An 18,858-nucleotide genomic window follows, 5' to 3' on the forward strand; every position below is an offset into this window, starting at 1 on the left:
ACCACCGTGTCGCCGACCTTGATCAGCTTGTAGGCATCGCTGCTGGTGTCGAGGGTATAGGTGTAGGTGCCGTTGGCATTGAGCACCAGGGTGCCGTAGTCGGTCTTGATGGTTTCCGCGGTGACGGGGTTGGCCTGGTAATCGGCACCCAGGGTGTCGTTGCTGAGCACCGTGCCACTGGCGGTGGTGCTGTGGTCACTGACCGTGGCGCTGTCGTCGCGGGCAGTGGGCGAGTCGTCCTGGATGCGTACGTTGAGCCAGGCGTCGTCGCTGTCGCCGTCGGTGTCGGTGGCCACCACGTAGAAGTCTTCAGACAAGTCATCGCCCGGCGGGCTGCCAGCCGGGTGCTGCTCGCGGTCGTTCAGGGTGTATTCATAGGTGAGGGTCTGGGTGGTAGGGTCGTAGCCGGTAATCACCAGGGTGTTGCCCAACTGCCCGGTGATGGTCACCCGGTCGCCGGCCAGGGCGCCGTTGGCGATCACGCTCACGCCGTCGATGGTCAGGGTGGCCAGGCCGTCGGCGGCCGTCACCGAGAAGCTGCCGGTGCGGGTCAGCGCGGCGGCATCGGGGGCCGAGCCGTCGGGCAGGTTGGCTTCAAACACACGCTGCTCGCCACCGTCGGTGTCGAGGCCGTTGATCTGCACCGGGTTGTTCGGCGTGCCGGGGTTGGTCGGGGTGCCGGGCGGCAGCGCGGCCTGCACCGAGAGCAGGGTGCCGATGTCGGGGTTGGGGAATTCCTGGGGGTTGTTCAAGCCTTCGGTGCCGAAGCCGACCACGGGGTCTACGGTGCCGCCGACCTCGGTCAGCAGCACGAACGAATGGCCGCCACCCAAGCCACCGGTGCCATTGGCATTGCCCGGCGCGGAGGGCGCGGTGGGGCCAGCGGCGGTGGGTTCGGCGTTCAGGGTGGGGTCGTCACCGGCGGCGATGGCCTGTTGCAGCTGCTCAACGTCGGTCAGCGGCGTGGTGCCGGGCGCGGCGTCGGCGATGTGCAGTTCGGGGGCCTGGCCGGCCAGCAACTGCGGGGTAAGCTCCAGGCTGCTGCCGCGGCCCAGGGTCAGGTCGCCCCCGCCCTGCAGGGAAACCGCCACCGCGCCACTGGCACCGGTATCGAGGCTCTCGCCCGCGTACACGCGATCGCCGTCTACCAGCAACCGGCGGCCGCCATCGGCACCCACCGCGTATACCTGGCCAATGACCTTGCTCACCACCCCGATCAACCTTGCCATGCCCATTCCTCCATTGCCGTAACGGCATCAGGCGGCGCACGGGGAACTGCCGGGTAAACACTCGAAAGTTACCGCAAGGTGGCACTTAGCCACTTTGCTGGGCACTTCATACTGCGGAACGAAACATGAATAAATTCAACTACATTCGTTTCAACGAAGCATCCATTGCTTCAGGCCCCAAGCAGTTGCCGGGCTTGGCCGACATTATTTTGTCACCGGGATACCTGACTCTCTTCCAGCGCTTACCACTGCCCCCACTACGCGCGAAAAAACTTTGAACTTTTCGAAAAGTCGCCAAATCGCTGCTAGAACTAACGCTTTGGTGCTGTGTCGGCGATCACAATGCGGCGAACCGATCGCGGATACATAAGTTTTTTTTGGCATAAGGCTTATGAAGAAATCGTCTTACGTTGACAGAATTTTCTTATTCCAACTGATGTTAGGATCGCCGGCAGGATGAAAATAAAAATACGTCAACTTATTGGCGAAGCAGCACAACATCATACAGGGAGAAGTAATCGATGCGCGTTTTGACACCCCTTTGCAGCGCCATCTTGTTGGCAATGAGCGCCACGCAGCTGCACGCGATGAGCCTTCAACAAGCGATCCAGGCCGCGGTGGATAACCATCCGGAGTTGCAGTCGAACATCAATAACCGCCTGGCCGCCGACGAAGACGTGAAAGTCGCAAAGGGCGGTTATTACCCCAGTGTCGACCTGGTCGGCGGTTATGGCCGCGAGCGTTCCGATACGCCCACCACTCGCGCGCAAGGCAACCACCACAAAGAAAGCCTGACCTACACCCAGTCGGAACTGCGCCTGCGGCAGATGCTCTTTGACGGCTTCAATACCGCCAACGAAGTGGGCCGCACCGAAGCGGTGGTCAACTCGCGTGCCTACTACGCGCAAGGGGTGGCGCAAGATCTCGCGCTGCGCGCGATCGAGGTGTACCTGCAGGTGCTGCAGCGCCGCGAAGAAGTCAACCTGGCCAAAAACAACCTGCAGGCGCACCTGCGGGTGAACGATCAGATCGGCCTGCGCACCGAGCGTGGCGTGGGCAGCAGCGCCGACGCCGACCAGTCGCGCGCGCGCCGCGCCCTGGCGGAAAACAACTACCAGACCGCGATGGTCGACCTGGCCGACGCCGAGTCGAACTTCTACAGCGCCGTGGGCCGCATGCCCGACGAGCTCGAAGAACCCACCTCGATCCGCACCCTGCTGCCGCAAAACCTCGAGCAGGCCCGGCAGACCATGCAGGACAACAACCCGTACCTGAAGTCGGCGCAGTCGGATGTAAAAGCCGCCGAACAGCAGTACGAAGAGTCCAAGTCGCCGTTCTACCCACGGGTAGACGCCGAGATGGCGGTGGGCGCCAACAACAATATTTCCGGCGAGGAAGGCCACGCCAACGACTGGCGCGCCGGCGTGGCGGTGAGCTACAACCTGTTCCGCGGCGGCAGCGACAAGGCCCGCCTGCAGGGCAACGCGCACCGCATCAACCAGGCGATGGACATCCGCAACAACGCCCTGCGCACGCTCAACGAGAACATGGCGCTGAGCTGGCACGCGATGGAAAACGCCCGCATTCAAACGCCAACCGCCCGCGAATACGCCGAAACCACCACCCGCGTGCGCGCCGCCTACCAAGACCAGTTCGGCCTGGGCCAGCGCACCCTGCTCGACGTGCTCGACAGCGAAAACGAGCTGTACAACGCCAACCGCCGCTATGTGGAAGTGCGCTACACCGAGGAATACTCGATGTACCGCGTACTCGCCAACATGGGCCTGCTGTTGCCGAAAACCCAGACCGTGTTGCCGCCCGAGGCCATCGCGGCCAGTGAAGTGAAGAGCGAAGCGCGCCTGCCGGCGATGCGCTGACGGCTCTTGGCTTCAGGGCCCGCCGCTCAGCGAAGGGCCCTGATGCCCCCTTTGAACGCCCCGCGGCAAGGACCAGCAGTTGATGAGTAACCTACAGGCCGCAGCGCCGGGCCAAGACCCGCGCCTGAACTTCGATGACCCGCTGCTCGACGGCTTGCTGATCCTCTGCAAGCTGCATGGGCTGGTCGCCAGCCGCGCCAGCCTGACCGCCGGCCTGCCCCTGGAACACCAACGCCTGGGCAAGGCCATGCTGGTGCGCGCCGCCGCCCGCGCCAACCTGCAAGGGCGCCTGCTGCGCCGGCCGCTGGAAAACATCTCGCCGCTTAACCTGCCGCTGCTGCTGCTGCTCGAAGGCGGCGGTTGCGCGGTGCTGCGCCGCCTCGAAAAAGGCGGCCAGGCGCTGATCCTGCCCTGCGAGGCCGACGGCGGCGAGCAGTGGCTGAGCCAGGAAGAACTCGCCGCCGCCTACACCGGCGAGGCGCTGTTCGTGCGCCCCCGGCATGCCCTGGAAGACGCCCGCAGCCCGCTGATGCCGCGGGTCAAGGCGTGGTTTCGCGACACCCTCAAGCTGTCTCGCTGGCTGTATGCCGACGCCCTGCTGGCCAGCTTGCTGATCAACGCTCTGGGCCTGATGGTGCCGCTGTTCGTGATGCAAACCTACGACCGGGTAGTGCCCAACCAGGCCACCTCTACCCTGTGGGTACTGGCCGTCGGGCTGCTGGTAGGCACCGCCTTCGAACTGGTGCTGCGGGTCACCCGCGCCCACTTGCTCGACCAGGCCGGCAAAAAAACCGACCTGATCCTCTCCGCCACGCTGTTCGAACGCATCACCGGCATGGCGCTAAAGGCGCGCCCGGCCACCATTGGCGGCTTCGCCCAGAGCATCCACGACTTCCAGGGCCTGCGCGAATTCCTCACCGCGGTGACCCTCACCAGCCTGATCGACCTGCCCTTCGCCGCGCTGATGCTGCTGGTGATCGGCCTGCTCGGCGGCTGGCTGGTGGTGATCCCGCTGGTGGCCTTCCCGCTCACCGTGCTGTTCGCGTTTATCATTCAGGCGCGCCTGCACGACACCGTGCAACGCAGCCTGGCCCTGGGCGCCGAGCGCCAGGCGCTGCTGATCGAAACCCTCGGCAGCCTGGAAACCCTCAAAGCCTGCGGCGCCGAAAGCGAGCGCCAGTACCGCTGGGAAAGCACCCACGGCGCCCTGGCCAAGCTCGAAGCCCACGGCCGCCACCTGGCGGCGATGGCCACCAACGGCACGCTGTTCATCCAGCAGTTCTGTGGCATGGCCACCATCGTCGCCGGGGTGTACAGCATCATCGCCGGCAACATGAGCGTCGGCGCGCTGGTGGCCAGCTACATGCTCGGCAGCCGGGTGCTGGCGCCGCTGGGGCAGATCGCCGGGCTGATCACCCGCTACCAGCAAGCGCAGATCACCATGCGCAGCACCGACGGCCTGATGGCCCTGCCGCAAGAGCGCGACCCGCAAAAACGCAGTCTCGAGCGCCCGCAACTGAAGGGCGCGCTGGCAGCGGAAACCCTGACCTTCCGCTATGCCGGGCAAGACACCCCGGCCCTGCAAACGGTGAGCTTCAGCGTGCGCCCCGGTGAGCGGGTGGGGGTGATCGGCCGCAGCGGTTCGGGCAAAAGCACCCTGGCGCGGTTGATCATGGGCTTTTACGAACCCGAGCACGGCCGCCTGCTGGCCGATGGGCTGGACCTGCGCCAACTGGATGTGGCCGACCTGCGCCAGCAGATCGGCTACGTCGCCCACGACCTGCCGCTGCTCAGCGGCAGCCTGCGCGACAACCTCACCCTCGGCGCGCGTTACGTCAGCGACGCGCGCATGCTCGAAGTGGCGGAACTGGCCGGCGTGAGCGAATTGGCCCGGCAGCACCCGCAAGGCTTCGACCGGCCGGTGGGCGAGCGCGGCCAGTTGCTCTCCGGCGGCCAGCGCCAGGCGGTGCTGCTGGCCCGAGCGATGCTGCTCGAACCGCCGCTGCTGGTGCTCGACGAGCCCACCAGCCACATGGACAACAGCAGCGAAGACGCCCTGCGCCAGCGCCTGCACGGCTGGCTGCCAGGCAAAACCCTGCTGCTGGTGACCCACCGCATGGCGCTGCTGAGCCTGGTCGACCGGCTGATCGTGCTCGACAACGGCCAGATCGTTGCCGACGGGCCCAAGGAAAACGTGATCGAGGCCCTGCGCAAGGGCCGCGTCGGCCAGGCCCCGGGCCTGTGAAGGAGTGCCGCGGATGAACAACCACACCCCCAAGGCCCTGCACGGTTACTTCTCGAGCTTCGCTAAAAGCGCCGAAAGCGACTACCTGCCCGAGCTGGCCAGCGCCACCCTGCCCGACTCGCCACGGCGCTCACGGTTGATCGTCTGGCTGGCCGCCGCGCTGCTGCTGTGCGCCCTGGTGTGGGCCAAGTTCGCCGTGTTGCAGGAGGTGACCATGGGCGAAGGCAAGGCCATCCCCTCGAGCAAGGTGCAGGTGATCCAGAACCTCGAGGGCGGTATCGTCAGCGAAATCTTCGTGCGCGAAGGGCAACTGGTCGACAAAGGCCAGACCCTGCTGCGCCTGGACGACACCCGCTTTCAATCGAACCTGGGCGAGAACACCGCCGACCGCTACGGGCTGATGGCCCAGGTGGCGCGGCTGGAGGCCGAGGCCAATGGCACGCCGCTGAGCATGCCGGCCGAAGTCGCCAAGCAGGCGCCGCAAACCGCTGCCGACGAAATGACCCTCTACCGCGCCCGCCAAGGCCGCCAGGCCAGCGAACAGAACACCCTCAACGAGCAACTGCGGCAAAAAACCCAGGAGCTCGCCGAGTTTCGCTCCAAAGCCGAGCAGTACCGCGCCAGCCTTGGCCTGCTGCAGCAGGAAGTGAACATGAGCGAGCCGCTGGTACAGCGTGGCGCGGTGTCGCCGGTCGAGATGCTGCGCCTGCGCCGCAGCACGGTAGAAGTGCGCGGGCAGCTCGACGCCACCACCCTGGCCATCCCCCGCGCCGAAGCAGCGGTGAACGAGATCAAGAGCAAGCTGCAAGAGTCGCAGATGACCTTCCGCTCCGACGCCGCCAAAGACCTCAACCAGAAGCGCACCGACCTCAACAAGCTCACCGCCACCACCGTGGCCATCGACGACCGGGTCAGCCGCACCACGGTGGTCAGCCCGATGAAGGGCATCATCAAAACCCTCAAGGTGAACACCGTGGGGGGCGTGGTGCAGCCAGGCAGCGACATGGTCGAGATCGTGCCGGTGGAAGACAACCTGCTGATCGAAGCGCGGGTGCGCCCGCAGGATGTGGCCTTTCTGCACCCCGGGCAGGCGGCGATGGTCAAGTTCAGCGCCTATGACTACACCATCTATGGCGGCCTGAAGGGCAAACTCGAGCTGATCAGCGCCGACACCGTGACCGACGAAAAAGGCAACGCCTTTTACCTGATCCAGGTACGCACCGACAAAAACCACCTCGGCGGCGATGCCAAGCCGCTGTTGATCATCCCCGGGATGACCGCCACGGTCGACATCATCACCGGCGAAAAAAGCGTGCTCGACTACCTGCTCAAGCCGGTGCTCAAGGCCCGCACCGAGGCGCTGCGCGAGCGTTGATCCGGTCGGCGGCCAGGAGGGGATGGCCGGCAGGATGAACGCCTGAGGTACACCTCACCCGCAAGGTCGATACGCTCATTGAACGTTTGGGTGCCGGCGGCTGCGACGATGCCCCGATTGGCCTGGGCCAACCTGGCCGGCTAAGGAGCGGCGCCGGCTGCCCGGTTAGCCAGGTTGCAGCCAGCACAGGCCTCTCGCCCGGCACAGCCGGCCTCCCACCAGATGTGTATTGTTCCGGAAATCAAGGACCACACACATCTGGTGGGAGGCCGGCTGTGTCGTAATGCTGTTCACTTAAGCGATTTCAGGGCTTCATGGAGGGGATCAATCTGTGAGCTCTGCTGAATTCGTGCATGAGCTTTAGGGCCCATCGCCCGGCACAGCCGGCCTCCCACGGGGTCTATGTTGAGCCCAAAATCAATGGCTTACACAAAACTGGTGGGAGGTCGGCTGTGCCGGGCGAAGGGCCAGTCAGGGCATGCGCTCAGTAAAACCACCTGAACAAATCAGGGCTTTTCACCTTCAATTAAGCGCTCTGACTGCTTAAGTGAACAGCATTACGGCACAGCCGGGCGAGAGGCCCGCAACAGCACCACCCGACCACCGGCCTTGCATCCCCCTCCTGGCTCCCCCATAAACAGGCCATGAGCCTACCCGCCCCCCAACACTCAGCCCTGGCCGCCTTTCACCCCGCCGTGCGCGCCTGGTTCGAGCAGCACTTTGCCCAGGTCACCGAGGCCCAGGCCCGGGCCTGGCCGTTGATCCAGGCGGGCGAGTCGACCTTGGTCGCCGCGCCCACCGGCTCGGGGAAAACCCTGACCGCCTTCTTCGCGGTGCTCGACGAGCTGTTCCGCCAGGGCCTGGACCACCACGGCCAACTGCCGGACGAAACCCAGGTGCTGTATGTGTCGCCACTCAAGGCGTTGTCCAACGACATCCAGCTCAACCTGCAGCGGCCGCTGGCCGGCATCAGCGAGCAACTGGCCGCCCGCGGCTTGCCGGTGCCAGTGGTGCGCACCGCGGTCCGCACCGGCGACACCCCGCAAAAAGAGCGCGCCAGCCTGCGCAAGCTGGCGCCGCACATTCTGGTCACCACCCCGGAATCACTCTACGTGCTGCTCGGCTCGGCCAGCGGGCGGCGCATGCTCGCCACGCTGGGCACGGTGATCGTCGATGAAATCCACGCGGTGGCCGGCAGCAAGCGCGGCAGCCATCTGGCCCTGAGCCTGGAGCGCCTGCAGGCGCTGTGCGGGCGGCCGCTGCGGCGCATCGGGTTGTCCGCGACCCAGGCGCCGATCGAGCGGGTGGCGCAGTTTTTAGCCGGGGCCGGGCGGCCCTGCCGCATCGTCGACGTGGGCCACAGCCGGCCACGGGATTTGGCCATCGAGGTCCCCCCGGTGCCCCTCGGCGCGGTGATGGCCAACGATGTATGGGACACGGTCTACGAGCGCCTGGCGCAACTGGCCCGCGAACACCGCACCACCCTGGTGTTCGTCAACACCCGGCGCCTGGCCGAGCGGTTGGCGCGGCACCTCTCCGACCGGCTCGGCCGCGAGGCCGTGGCCGCGCACCACGGCAGCCTGGCCAAAGAGCAACGGCTGAGCGCCGAGCAGCGCCTGAAGGCCGGCGAGTTGCAAGTGCTGGTGGCCACCGCCTCGCTCGAGCTGGGCATCGACATCGGCGAGGTCGACCTGGTTTGCCAGATCGCCTCGCCGCGCTCGATCGCTGCCTTTTTGCAACGGGTCGGCCGTTCGGGCCACCAGGTGGGCGGCACGCCCAAGGGCCGGCTGTTCGCCACCTCCCGCGATGATTTGATCGAGTGCGCGGCGCTGCTCGACAGCGTACGCCGCGGTGAGCTGGACCAAGTGCACATCCCTCGCGCGCCGCTCGACGTGCTCGCCCAGCAGTTGATCGCCGAGGTCAGCAACCAAGAGTGGCATGAGCATGAGTTGTTCACCGTGCTGTGCCAGGCAATGCCCTACCGCGCGCTCAGCTTCGAGGCCTATCAGGCACTGCTACGCACCCTCGCCGAAGGCTACGCCAGCCGCCAGGGCATCCGCAGCGCCTACCTGCACCGCGACGCGGTCAGCGGTACCCTGCGCGGCCGCCGCGGCGCGCAACTGACCGCGGTGACCAGCGGCGGCGCGATCCCCGACAACGCCGACTACACCGTGGTGCTCGAGCCCCAGGGCCTGAACATCGGCACGGTCAACGAAGACTTCGCGGTCGAGAGCATCGCCGGCGACATATTCCAGCTCGGTAACATCGCCTACCGCATCGTGCGCGTTGAAAGCGGCCGGGTGCGGGTCGAAGACGCCCAGGGCATGGCACCGAACATCCCCTTCTGGCTTGGCGAAGCGCCGGGCCGCAGCGATGAACTGAGCGCCTCGGTGGCGCGCCTGCAGGCCAGCCTGGATGCGCAGTTCAGCGCCCATCCCGGCCGGCCCGGGCACGCCAGCGCCTGGCTGCAACAACAGCTGGGCCTGGGCGCCGCCAGTGCCGAGCAGCTCGCCGACTACCTTGGCCGTACCCATCAGGCCCTGGGTGCCCTGCCCTCCCACGATACGTTGATCATGGAGCGGTTTTTCGATGAATCCGGCGCCACCCAGTTGATCATCCACAGCCCCTATGGCAGCCGGGTCAACCGCGCCTGGGGCCTGGCGCTGCGCAAGCGCTTTTGCCGCGCGTTCAACTTTGAGCTACAGGCCGCGGCCAGCGAAGACGCCATCGTGCTGTCGCTGTCGACCAGCCACAGCTTTGCCCTGGAGGAGGTCTGGCGCTACCTGCACTCGGCCAGCGCTGAGCAGATCCTGGTGCAGGCCGTGCTCGACGCGCCGTTGTTCGGCGTGCGCTGGCGCTGGAACGCCGCCACCGCGCTGGCCCTGCCGCGCTATGCCGGCGGGCGCAAGGTGGCGCCGCAACTGCAACGCATGAAAAGCGAAGACCTGATCGCCCAGGTGTTCCCCGACCAGATCGCCTGCCTGGAAAACCTCGCCGGCGAACGGGAGATTCCCGAGCACCCGCTGGTGGCGCAAACCCTCGATGACTGCCTGCACGAGGCGATGGACACCGAGGCCTGGCTGGCCCTGCTCAAGCGCATGGAACAGGGCCAGGTGCGCCTGCTCTGCCGCGACCTGCCCGCGCCGTCGCCGCTGGCGGCGGCGATTCTCAATGCCCGGCCCTATGCCTTCCTGGACGACGCGCCGCTGGAAGAACGGCGTACCCAGGCAGTGCTGGCGCGGCGCTGGAGCGACCCGGAATCCGCCAGCGACCTCGGCGCGCTGGACGCTGGCGCCATCGCTGCGGTGGCCGAACAAGCCTGGCCACAACCGGCCAGCAGCGATGAAATGCACGAAGCGCTGATGATGCTCGGCGCCATCAGCCACACCGAAGCCGAGCAGGCCGAGGGCTGGCCCGGCTGGCTGGCGGCGCTGGCCAAGGCCGGCCGCGCCAGCCGCCTGCAGGTGGCACCGGGCTGCGGCCTGTGGTTCGCCCGCGAACGCCTGCCGCTGCTGCGCGCGCTGTACCCGCAGGCGCTGATGGCGCCGGCACTCGCGGCCCTGCCCGGCTTCGACCAGCCGATCAACGGCGAAGACGCCGCGCTCGAGCTGCTGCGCGCGCGCCTGTCGGGCTTCGGCCCGCTGCGCCTGGCCGACATCTGCGTGCCGCTGCAGTTGAACGTAGCCAGCACCGAACAGGCACTGGCGCGGCTGGAGGGCGAAGGCTACGTGATGCGCGGGCAGTTCTTGCCCAACGTGCGCGAAACCCAGTGGTGCGAGCGCCACCTGCTGGCGCGCATCCACCGTTATACGGTCAAGCGCCTGCGCCGCGAGATCGAGCCGGTGTCACTGCAGCAGTTCATGCGCTTCAGCTTTGCCTGGCAGCACCTGGCGCCAACGCTGCAAGGCCAGGCCGCGCTGCCGGAAGTGCTCAACCTGCTCGAAGGCTTCAGCGCGCCCGCCGCCAGTTGGGAAAGCGAACTGCTGGCACCCCGCCTGGCCGGCTACAACCTGCTCTGGCTGGATGAAGCCTGCCGCAACGGGCGCAGCGTTTGGCTGCGGCCCAACCCGGCCGGCAAGGCGCCGGCCAATACCCTGCGCAGCACGCCAATCCTGCTGCTGCCGCGGGCGCGCCTGGGCCTGTGGCGGGAACTCAGCGCCGCCAGTGAGCCGCCGCAGGTGTCGGCCCGTGCCGAGCGGGTGGCCGAGGCCCTGCGCCAGCACGGCGCGCTGTTTTTCGACGAACTGCAAAGCCAGGCCCGGCTGCTGCCGAGCGAGCTGGAAAACGCCCTGCAGGAGCTGGTCGCCGCTGGGCTGGTCAGCGCCGACAGCTTCGCCGGGCTGCGCGCGTTGGTGACCCCGGCCAGCCGCCGCCAGGCGCGTAGCCCGCGCCGCGGGCGCGGGGCGTTTATCGGTGGCATGGACGACGCCGGGCGCTGGGCCCTGCTGCGCCCGCCGAGCGAGCCGAGCCCGCGCGCCGACCAGCTCGAGGCCGTGGCCCACACCCTACTGCGCCGCTACGGTGTGGTGTTCTGGCGCCTGCTGGAACGCGAAGGCGACTGGCTGCCACCCTGGCGGGAACTGCTGCGCACGCTACACCGCCTCGAAGCCCGCGGCGAGGTGCGCGGCGGGCGCTTCGTCGCGGGGCTGGCCGGTGAGCAATTCGCCCTGCCCGAGGCGGTCGGCCTGCTGCGCGAAACCCGCCAGCACAGCGCCACCGGCGCACTGGTCAGCGTCAGCGCGGTCGACCCATTGAACCTGGTCGGCAGCCTGCTGCCCGGGCAGAAGGTGCCCGCCGTGCCCGGCAACCGCGTGGTGTTTCGCGACGGCGTGCCGGTGGCGGCGCGGGTGGCCGGCAAGTTGGTGTTCTGGGAGGAGGAAACAACGGAGTTGCGCGAGCGCGTGTTGCGCGATGGCTGAAGCCCATTTTTGGGCACTAAACAACCCGGAGGGCCGGCTGTGCCGTGACGCCGTTCATTTAAGCAATCAGAGCGCCAAATCGAGGGTGAAAAAGCCATGTTTTTTCAGGTGTTTTGACTGAGTGCATGATCTAACTAGCCCTTGGCCCGGCCGATCAGAACAACCGACACGAACAGGTCGCCGCCAATAGTGCGGGCGATCCGCGCTGGCGAACCCGGTAGAGGGGTGCGCGAGCTGCACGAAATAAGACACCGAAGTCGCCATGCAAGCCGTTTTCGATCTTCCCGCAGGTGCCAACCCAAGGCCAATGGCTAAAAATGCAGGTGTCGTTGTAACAGCCTGCAACAAAGTGAGTTATGTTTTCAGCAGCCCCGTGCCGAGCCTGATAAGGAATATCCATGAGCCTTTCCCTGCTGAGCCGTTATGCGTTCTTCGCCGGTTGTGTGCTGTTCAGCCTGATCACCCTGCCCTTCGACTACCACCCCTGGCTATGGCCGTTCACCGCCATCACCACCCTGCTCAGCCTGCTGGGGGTGTTCGACCTGCTGCAAACCCGCCACGCGGTGCGGCGCAACTACCCGATCCTGGGCAACATCCGCTACCTGATCGAAGGCATCCGCCCGGAGATCCGCCAGTACCTGCTTGAATCCGACGAAGACGCCACGCCGTTCTCCCGCGCCCAGCGCGCGCTGGTGTACTCCCGGGCCAAGAACGAGGCCTCCGACAAACCCTTCGGCACCCTGATGAACGTGTACCAGACCGGCTACGAGTTCATCAGCCATTCGATGCGCCCGGCCGCCCTCAGCGACCCGGAGAGCTTCCGCGTGACCGTCGGTGGCCCGCTGTGCAGCCAGCCGTATTCGGCCTCGGTGTTCAACATTTCGGCCATGAGTTTTGGCTCGCTCAGCGCCAACGCCATCCGCGCGCTGAACAAGGGCGCCAAGCTCGGCAACTTCTACCATGACACCGGCGAGGGCAGCATCAGCCCCTACCACCGCGAGCACGGCGGTGACCTCACCTGGGAACTGGGCAGCGGCTACTTTGGCTGCCGCACCGACGACGGCCGCTTCGACGCCGAGAAGTTCGCCCGCCAGGCGCAAGACCCACAGGTGAAGATGATCGAGATCAAGATGAGCCAGGGCGCCAAACCGGGCCATGGCGGCATCCTGCCCAAGCACAAGGTCACCGAAGAAATCGCCAGCACCCGCGGTGTGCCGCTAGGGGTGGATTGCGTGTCGCCGTCGCGCCACAGCGCCTTCAATACCCCGCTGGAATTGATGCACTTCATTGCCCAGTTGCGCGAGCTTTCCGGCGGCAAGCCGGTGGGCTTCAAGCTGTGCCTGGGCCACCCGTGGGAGTTCATGGGCATCGCCAAGGCCATGCTCGAAACTGGCATCCTCCCCGACTTCATCGTGGTCGACGGCGCCGAGGGCGGTACGGGCGCGGCGCCGGTGGAGTTCACCGACCACCTCGGCGTGCCGATGCGCGAAGGCTTGCTGTTCGTGCACAACACCCTGGTGGGCATCAACCTGCGGGACAAGATCAAGCTCGGCGCCAGCGGCAAGGCCATCAGTGCCTTCGACATCGCCAGCGCCATGGCCATTGGCGCCGACTGGGTGAACGCCGCGCGTGGCTTCATGTTCGCCATCGGCTGCATCCAGTCGCAAAGCTGCCACACCAACAAATGCCCCACCGGCGTCGCCACCCAGGACGGCCTGCGCCAGCGCGCCCTGGTGGTGCCAGACAAAGCCCAGCGGGTGTACAACTTCCACCGCAGCACGCTCAAGGCCCTGGCCGAAATGCTCGCCGCCGCCGGCCTGACCCACCCCTCGCAACTGAGCGCCCGGCACCTGGTGCGGCGCATGTCGGCCACCGAAGTGAAGCTGTTCTCGCAGATGCACGTGTTCCTCAAGCCCGGCGAGTTGCTGCGCGGTGAGGTGAGCGGTGAGTTCTACCCGCGGATGTGGAAACTGGCGCGGGCGGAGAGCTTCGAGGGGGTGACGGTGGATGAGGCGGCGGCGTAGCGGCCGGCCTTTCACCATATTTATGTACGTACTTGATTTAAGGGGAATAATAGATCCCGTGGGAGGCCGGCTGTGCCGGGCGATGGGCCAGTCAGGCCATGCGCTCGGTAAAGCCACCAGGAGGAACCTGGGGTCTTCACCCTCAATTTAGCGCTCTGATTGCTTAAGTGAACAGCATTGCGGCACAGCCGGCTGTGCGGGGCGGAGAGGCCCTGCTGTCACACATCTGAAAACATCCTGTAACACGGAAGTATTGCCTTTCTCGCCGTTCCGGCCCACCCTTGCGCCCGCCGCTTCGCTAGCCCTACGGGGCTAGACCAGCGGCGCGGAACCCACCCCGGGCCGCGCCGCTCTACCTTGAACATCGAGCGGCTGCTCAACTGCACGGGCGTACGGACCATGACTAACGGACGAGACCTGCGGATCGACTTCTTTCGGGGCCTGGCCCTGATCTTCATTCTGTGGGACCACATCCCGCAAAACCCGCTGGGCGAGATCACCCTGCGTAATTTCGGCTTGTCCGACGCCGCCGAGGTGTTCGTGTTCCTGGCCGGCTATTCGGCGGTGCTCGCCTACGGCAAGCTGGCCCGGCGCGACGGCTTTACCGTGGCGGCGGTTCGCATTCTCAGGCGCTGCTGGACGCTCTACGTGGTGCACATCTTCCTGATGGTGCTGCTGATGGGCATCCTGTTCTTCGCCAACGATCACGTCGAAACCCGTGACCTGGTGCAGGAGATGGGCTTGGGCTACTTCGTTTCGAACCCGGAAAAAGCCCTGGTCGACGAACTGCTGCTGCGCTTCAAGCCCAACCTGATGGACCCGCTGCCGCTGTACGTGGCGCTACTGTTCGGCCTGCCGGCGATGCTGCCGTTGATGCTGCGCGCGCCCATGCTGGCGCTGGCGGCGTCGGTTGCGTTGTACCTGCCAGCGACCTTCCTCGGCTGGAACCTCTCCAACGAAGGCGGCGGCACCTGGTACTTCAACCCGCTGGCCTGGCAGTTGCTGTTCGTGGTCGGCGGCCTTATGGCCCTGCGCAGCGAGCAGCCCGGCAACGCCCCGGCCAAGCCGTTGCTGCGCCAGCCGCTGTTCGTGCTGTGCATGGCCTATCTGTTCTTCTGGCTGGTGCTGGCGCTGAACTGGCGCTGGCCGGGCATGGGCCTGCAGGTGTTGAGCGCCGATGAAATGGCCCTGCTGAAGTTCGGCCCCGGTAAAACCAACCTCACGCCGATCCGCCTGGCGCACTTCCTCGCCCTGGCCTATTGCACCGCCTGCCTGCTGCCGCGGGGCGCGGCGTGGATCGAGCAGCGCCTGTGGCAACCCCTGTGCAGCCTGGGCCGGCATTCGCTGGAGGTGTTCTGCCTGGGCGTGCTGCTGGCGCCGCTGGCCGACATCGCCAACGCCCTGTGCGGCGACCACCCCTTGGCGCAGTACGGCACCGCCCTGCTGGCGGTGGGGGTCATGGTCGGGCTGGCGGCCTGGCTCGACTTCTACCGGCGCCTGGGCAAGGTGCCGGCGCCAGCGCTGCCCAAGGTGCCGCCAGCCCCCTTGGCCGCTGCGGTCAAAGCGCGCGGATAAGCAGCTCGCCACGGGCCTGGTAACGGTCACGCGCCTGCCAGGCCTCCGCCGGCAGGCGCGCTTCGATAAACAACTGCACCTGCAACACCTGGCCCGGCGAAGCAGCCAGCCACGTGTCGCCCAGGCGTAACCCGGTACCGGCCTGGTGTTCTGCCTGGCCCTTGCCGGCACGGCGCAACAGGGCCACCGGTTGGCCGTCGAGCCAGGCTTCGCCCAAGGCCAAGCGAACGCTACCGCCGCCAAATGCCCATTCATCGCCCAAGCCATCGCCCGCCAAGACGAACCCGACCGGCTGCGGCTGCGTGCAGCGCACCGTCACCTGCACGGTTTGCGCGGGGCCCTGCCAGGCTTGCTGGTGCGCGGGCGGGTGAAGCGCGCCGTAGTCGAGTGCGCGCTGGCTCAGGTGCACCTCGCAGGCGCCGTGCGCGGCCAGGCTCAGCGCCGAGCAGGCGGCCAGCGTGGCGATTCGAATGCTGCTCATGCAGGTTCCTCTTCGAGGCACTGGGCCTCGGCGGTCTGGTAATGCTGCTCGCCGGCCAATGCCGGGAGGTTGAAGTGCAAACGGCAGTGGCGTTGGCCTTCAAGCTGTACCCGCAAAACGCGGTGGGCGTTGGCGTCGAGCAGATACACCTTGCCCGCCGCGCCGACGGCGGTGACCCACTGGCCATCGGCGCCGAGCACCGCGCTGCCCTTGGCCGGGGCGGTGCCATCAGGCTTGCGCACGGTCAACAGCAGCCGCCGCGCGCGCTGCACCGCGAAGTCCACATAGGCCACCGCGCCGCGGCCGGCCCGTACGCTCTGGGCGGCGGAGTTCACGTCCACATTGCGCGGCAAACTGGGGGTGGCCAGGCGCACTTCACTGTCGCGGTAGGCCGGCAGGTGAGCGATCAGCGCCCGGCCCTGGCGGTCGGTCCATACGCTGCCGGCCGGGGTGTCGAGGCGCGCGCCGGGCACATCGCCGACCGTGGCGATGGCAAAGGTATCGCCCAGCGCCGCCGGGCCAAGGGTCACGCCCTCGGCATGCCAGGCCGCCGCGCCGCTGAGCTGCCCGGTGTAGCTGCGTACCCCAGCGCCATTGTCGTTGATGCCGGCGCCCACCCGCGCGGCGCTGCCTTGCCAGTTCAACTGGGCGCCCAGGTCCGTGCCAGGCTGGCGCTGGCCCTGGGCCGCCTGCACTTGGTAGCCGAGGCGGTCGCTGCCACGCCCGCTCAACGAACTGCCCAGTTGCAAGCCCTGGCCGCTGTCGCGGGCAAAAGCGCCAAGGCGGGTGCCGCCGCCCAATGGCACCGTCGCGCTCAGGTAAAACTCGGTACCCCCGCGCTCGCGGTAGCGCCGGCCGGCGTGCTCGCGCGGCGCTGGGCTGATGTCCCGCTGCAACCGAGCGCTCAGGCTCAGCGCCCCGACGTTGCGGTTCCAGCCTAGGTTGACCGCGCGGCTGGCGGCGCCGCCGAAGGCTTGCACATAACCCAATGAGTAGCCGCCCAACCCAGGGTGGGAGCCGCCGAGCGCCACGCTTTGAGTGCGCTGGGCGCTGCCGAGATAGCGGCCTTGGGCCAAGGTTTGCGCCAGGTCCGTAAAGCCGGGGCTGCGCTGGGTGAAGCTGCTGCTCAGGCTCAGCCGCTCCCCAAAGCGGTGGCGCAGGGCCGCGGTTGCGCTCAGGCCGGCCACGCCGCCCCACTGGGCCGTGGCCACGCTGAACGCGCCGCCGGTGTGGGTTGCCCATTGTTGGTCGAGGGCCAGGCCCAGCCCTGAGTAGCCATCGGCGCTGGCGATCGCGGCCAGCGCCAGGCTGCGTTGGTGGCTGAGGGCAAAACCTTGGCTGATGCTGCCCACCCACGGCGTGGCCGTGCGATAACCGCCATAGCCACGGGCTTGCCCCAGCGCCAGCGCCAACCCGGCGGGGGCTGGCGCCGCCGCGCTGAAGCTAGCGATCGGCACGATGAACCGGCGCACCTCGCCACTGCCCTCATGCACCGCCACTTGCAGGTCTTGCTGGCGGTTGAGCGGGCGCACTGCGTCCAGGCGGAACGGCCCCTCGGGCACCAGCGTGCTGTACACCAGCGCCTGCCCTTGGTGCACCTCTACCCGCGCGGGGCCCTGGGCGATGCCCTCGATCGGCGCCAGGCGCCGCGCCCCTCGGCTGAGCGCGGTTTCCGGCAGCCACTGCACCCCCGTCAACGGCACCCCGGCGAGCACGCGGTTGTGTGCGTTGATCTGGCCCAGTTGAAGGATAGCCTGGCGCTCGGCCAGGGATGTTTGCGCATAGGTGCTCAACCACTGGCTGCGCATTCGGCCATTGGCATGGGCGAAGGTTTGCCGACTGCGAACCATCCAGTTGCCGGCGTTAACACCTAGCTCGGTGTTGCCAAACACCTGCTGGCTATCGCCCCAGGGCGCCTGCTGGCGGGCGCCGTACAGGTCGTAATTGAGCAGCCCGGCGCTGCCGCCTTGAATGAACCCGCCCTCGGTACCGGGCGCCGTGGCCAGGGCTTGCTGGCTGACCACCAAGCGCACGGTTTCATCACTGGGTTGCAGCTCGACCACGGTGTTGGGGTAACTGGCGAGAAAATCCTGGCAGCCGCCCTCGCCCGCCCCCGCCGGGGCCTTCAGCCGGGCCGCGCGCAGCAGCGCGGCGTCAAAGCACAGTTCGCCCTGTGCGCCGAACCGCGCCAGCACCCGCCCCAGCGGCCGCCCGTTCAGGTAAAGCGCCACTCGCCGCTCGCCGGCAGTGAACCGCGGTGCCTCGCTAAAATACCGGGCCATGGCCGGGTCCAGGCCGCGCCGGCGCAGTTGCGCCTCGTCGAACTCTAGCGCCGCGGCCAGCAGGGGGCCGGGCAGTAGGCACAGCCCAGCGCCCAGCAGCAGGCGGCGGCCGATCATGGCTGTTGCACAGGCGCCTCGAACGGCGCCACCGCATAGCCGTAGAGGCTGGCCGGGTAAAACCGCACCGCGCTCACCGTACCGCCAGCCGGCAAGGCCACCGAGCGCGCCTGGCCCGGCAAGAGGTAGGTGGTCGGCAGGCTTACGCCCTGCCCGCCCGGCAGCAGGGTTAGCTCGCTGACCAAGCGCACCACGTAGGGGCTGGGGTTGTGTGCGCTCAACTGCCCGCCAACGATGCGCCATTGCAGCAGCGCCCAGGGGTCGCGTTTGGGCGCCAGCCCTTCCGGGTGAATGATCACGGGCAGGTTGTGCTGCACCGTTACCGCCACCCGCGCCTGATCCCCCGGGCGCTGCGGGGCGATGCCCTCGAAGGTGGCGCGCATCATCCGCTGAGTGGTGATCGGCTCGCCCGGCTGCACGATGAAGCGCACGGTCTGCAACTTGCCCGGCTCAACCCGCGCCAGCGGTGGGGTCACCAACAGCAGCTCGGCGGGGTCTTCGGGCAGGTTTTGCAGGGCGGCGTGCAGCAGCGCCGGGTGGGTGTCGGTGTTGCGCACGGCAATGCTGCCCTCACCCTCGGCAACCTTCACCAGCACCACGGTGGTTTCCGGTTGCATACCGGCGGCATGGGCACTGGGCAGGGGGGTGAACAGGCAGGCGGTGGCCAAGGCCATCAGGGCGAACAGGCGGCTGGGCATGGGAAAGGGCTACACAGGTGGCTACCGCGCGGCCAG

11 protein-coding genes are annotated in these 18,858 nt (G+C 67.3%); 7 read left to right on the forward strand and 4 right to left on the reverse strand.

The genetic code is table 11. The features are described from left to right. On the reverse strand, positions 1 to 1,229 hold a 1,229-nt coding region (locus ACFZCE_RS25110), incomplete at its 3' end, for a retention module-containing protein (RefSeq protein WP_390943253.1). 125 nt (positions 1,230 to 1,354) lie between these two features. On the opposite strand from ACFZCE_RS25110, the gene ACFZCE_RS25115 reads away from it, so the two are divergent. The 7 genes from ACFZCE_RS25115 to ACFZCE_RS25145 all read left to right on the forward strand — a co-directional run bounded on the left by ACFZCE_RS25115 (position 1,355) and on the right by ACFZCE_RS25145 (position 15,244). Then, a complete protein-coding gene (locus tag ACFZCE_RS25115; protein ID WP_390943254.1) occupies positions 1,355 to 1,507 on the forward strand; it encodes a hypothetical protein in 153 nt (50 codons plus the stop codon). 243 nt (positions 1,508 to 1,750) lie between these two features. Then, on the forward strand, positions 1,751 to 3,106 hold the full coding sequence (locus ACFZCE_RS25120; RefSeq protein ID WP_390943255.1) for a TolC family outer membrane protein: 1,356 nt from the start codon (positions 1,751 to 1,753) through the stop codon (positions 3,104 to 3,106). Positions 3,107 to 3,188: 82 nt separating this feature from the next. Continuing rightward, a complete protein-coding gene (locus ACFZCE_RS25125; protein WP_390943256.1) occupies positions 3,189 to 5,351 on the forward strand; it encodes a type I secretion system permease/ATPase in 2,163 nt (720 codons plus the stop codon). Between the two features lie 13 nt (positions 5,352 to 5,364). After that, positions 5,365 to 6,726 carry an HlyD family type I secretion periplasmic adaptor subunit gene (locus tag ACFZCE_RS25130; protein ID WP_390943257.1) on the forward strand — a complete coding sequence of 454 codons (1,362 nt, stop codon included), beginning with the start codon at positions 5,365 to 5,367 and terminating at the stop codon, positions 6,724 to 6,726. A 644-nt stretch (positions 6,727 to 7,370) separates the two neighbouring features. Then, positions 7,371 to 11,645, forward strand: coding sequence for a DEAD/DEAH box helicase (locus ACFZCE_RS25135; protein WP_390943258.1), 4,275 nt, complete (start codon positions 7,371 to 7,373; stop codon positions 11,643 to 11,645). Between the two features lie 398 nt (positions 11,646 to 12,043). Then, positions 12,044 to 13,669, forward strand: a complete 1,626-nt coding sequence (locus ACFZCE_RS25140) for a glutamate synthase-related protein (protein ID WP_390943259.1) — start codon at positions 12,044 to 12,046, stop codon at positions 13,667 to 13,669. Positions 13,670 to 14,068: 399 nt separating this feature from the next. Next, positions 14,069 to 15,244 carry an OpgC domain-containing protein gene (locus ACFZCE_RS25145; RefSeq protein ID WP_390943260.1) on the forward strand — a complete coding sequence of 392 codons (1,176 nt, stop codon included), beginning with the start codon at positions 14,069 to 14,071 and terminating at the stop codon, positions 15,242 to 15,244. On the opposite strand, the gene ACFZCE_RS25150 is transcribed toward ACFZCE_RS25145, so the two are convergent. The 3 genes from ACFZCE_RS25150 to ACFZCE_RS25160 are packed head-to-tail and all read right to left on the reverse strand — an operon-like array spanning position 15,228 to position 18,822. Continuing rightward, complete coding sequence (locus ACFZCE_RS25150) at positions 15,228 to 15,725, reverse strand: hypothetical protein (protein WP_390943261.1); 498 nt, start codon at positions 15,723 to 15,725, stop codon at positions 15,228 to 15,230. The genes ACFZCE_RS25145 and ACFZCE_RS25150 overlap by 17 nt on opposite strands. Further along, positions 15,722 to 18,124, reverse strand: a complete 2,403-nt coding sequence (locus ACFZCE_RS25155; RefSeq protein ID WP_390943262.1) for a fimbria/pilus outer membrane usher protein — start codon at positions 18,122 to 18,124, stop codon at positions 15,722 to 15,724. The genes ACFZCE_RS25150 and ACFZCE_RS25155 overlap by 4 nt, the downstream gene beginning before the upstream one ends. Further along, positions 18,121 to 18,822 (reverse strand): fimbria/pilus chaperone family protein, encoded by a 702-nt coding sequence (locus tag ACFZCE_RS25160; RefSeq protein WP_390943263.1) that lies wholly within the window; start codon positions 18,820 to 18,822, stop codon positions 18,121 to 18,123. The genes ACFZCE_RS25155 and ACFZCE_RS25160 overlap by 4 nt, the downstream gene beginning before the upstream one ends. Positions 18,823 to 18,858 lie beyond the last annotated feature (36 nt).

The sequence above is a fragment of the Pseudomonas sp. NPDC007930 genome (assembly GCF_042958985.1).
Taxonomy (GTDB): Bacteria; Pseudomonadota; Gammaproteobacteria; order Pseudomonadales; family Pseudomonadaceae; genus Aquipseudomonas.

Coding starts and splice junctions, on each gene's coding strand:
- ACFZCE_RS25120 (WP_390943255.1), top strand. CDS start 1,751: ATGCGCGTTTTGACACCCCTTTGCAGCGCCATCTTGTTGGCAATGAGC.
- ACFZCE_RS25125 (WP_390943256.1), top strand. CDS start 3,189: ATGAGTAACCTACAGGCCGCAGCGCCGGGCCAAGACCCGCGCCTGAAC.
- ACFZCE_RS25140 (WP_390943259.1), top strand. CDS start 12,044: ATGAGCCTTTCCCTGCTGAGCCGTTATGCGTTCTTCGCCGGTTGTGTG.
- ACFZCE_RS25130 (WP_390943257.1), top strand. CDS start 5,365: ATGAACAACCACACCCCCAAGGCCCTGCACGGTTACTTCTCGAGCTTC.
- ACFZCE_RS25150 (WP_390943261.1), bottom strand. CDS start 15,725: ATGAGCAGCATTCGAATCGCCACGCTGGCCGCCTGCTCGGCGCTGAGC.
- ACFZCE_RS25145 (WP_390943260.1), top strand. CDS start 14,069: ATGACTAACGGACGAGACCTGCGGATCGACTTCTTTCGGGGCCTGGCC.
- ACFZCE_RS25155 (WP_390943262.1), bottom strand. CDS start 18,124: ATGATCGGCCGCCGCCTGCTGCTGGGCGCTGGGCTGTGCCTACTGCCC.
- ACFZCE_RS25135 (WP_390943258.1), top strand. CDS start 7,371: ATGAGCCTACCCGCCCCCCAACACTCAGCCCTGGCCGCCTTTCACCCC.
- ACFZCE_RS25160 (WP_390943263.1), bottom strand. CDS start 18,822: ATGCCCAGCCGCCTGTTCGCCCTGATGGCCTTGGCCACCGCCTGCCTG.
- ACFZCE_RS25115 (WP_390943254.1), top strand. CDS start 1,355: ATGAATAAATTCAACTACATTCGTTTCAACGAAGCATCCATTGCTTCA.